The organism is Rhizobacter sp. P2_H2 (assembly GCF_056403375.1).
In genome coordinates this window covers 1-1,282 of record NZ_JBFUFP010001334.1, presented here as the reverse complement: position 1 = coordinate 1,282, position 1,282 = coordinate 1, and the positions used below count along the sequence as shown (strand labels likewise).

Sequence of the window (1,282 nt, the reverse complement as noted above, 5' to 3'; positions counted from 1 at the left end):
CGTCGATCGTCTGCGAAGGCACGCGCGACGCCACCGAGCAGGCCGCGATGGCGCGCGAAGCCGGTGCCAAGGCGCTGGACGTGATGCCGCCGCACCACTGGCTGCGCTTCGGTTTTCGCCCCGACCACGTGACGCGCTACTTCGAGGCCATCGCCTCGGTCGGGCTCGACCTGGTGGCGCACGTCTACCCGGCGTGGACGCGCGCGTCGTACTCGTCGGCCACGCTGGCGGAGCTGGCCCGCCTGCCCGCCGTCGCCGCCTTCAAGGTGGGGCAGCGCGACATGAACAAGTACGCCGCCGACATCGCCGCCATCCGCCAGGCCGATGCGAGCAAGGCGATCCTCACCTGCCACGACGAGTACCTGCTGGCGTCGATGGTGCAAGGCGTGGACGGCGCGCTGGTGGGCTTTGCGACCTTCATCCCGAGCCTGATCAACGACCTGTGGGAAGCCGTGAAGGCCGGCGACCTGAAGCGGGCCGTCGCGGTGCAGGCCGTCATCACGCCGCTGAAGGATGCCGTCTACGGCGGCGGCGAACCGACCGGCGAGGCGCATGCGCGCATGAAGATGGGGATGTACCTGGCCGGCGTGCTCGACTCGCCGACCGTGCGCCCGCCCACCGAGGCGCCGAACGATGCCGAGATGGCCGCGCTGCGTGCAGCGGTCGCCCAGGCCGGCCTGCTCAAGCGCTGAGGAGACCGACATGAACCGCCAACACTTCCTCCTTTGCGCCGCTGCCGCCGCACTGCTCGGCCTGGGAGCCGGCGCCCGCGCCGAACCCTGGCCCGCCAAGCCGATCACGATGGTCATCCCCTTCCCGCCCGGCGGCACGCTCGACGTGGTGGGCCGTCTTCTGGCCCAGAAACTCGGCCAGCAACTCGGCCAGACGGTGATCGTCGACAACCGCGCGGGCGGTGCCGGCACCATCGGCGCCTCGGCGGTRGCCCGCGCACCGGGCGACGGCTACACGCTGCTGTTCAGCGCGTCGACCTTCACCACCACGCCGATGACGCAGAAGACCGCGGCCTACGACGTGGTCAAGGATTTTGCGCCGGTGGCGCTGGTGGCCAAGGCGCCGCTGGCGATCGCCGTCAACAAGAACCTGCCGTTCAACGACGTCAAGGGCCTGCTGACCTACGCACGCGCCCACCCGGGCAAGCTGACCTTCGCGATCGGCTCGACCGGGTCGGCCGGGCACCTGAGCACCGAGATGCTGCGCCGCGCCGGCCAGATGGAATACCTCATCGTGCCCTACAAGGGGTCCGCACCGGCCTACCAGGACC

General features: G+C 70.6%; 2 protein-coding genes. Both read left to right on the top strand.

Annotated elements, in window-relative coordinates; translation table 11 throughout:
• On the top strand, nt 1–692 hold a 692-nt coding region (locus tag AC1D15_RS32865), incomplete at its 5' end, for a dihydrodipicolinate synthase family protein (protein WP_477829364.1).
• A 10-nt stretch (nt 693–702) separates the two neighbouring features.
• On the top strand, nt 703–1,282 hold a 580-nt coding region (locus AC1D15_RS32860), incomplete at its 3' end, for a Bug family tripartite tricarboxylate transporter substrate binding protein (RefSeq protein ID WP_477829363.1).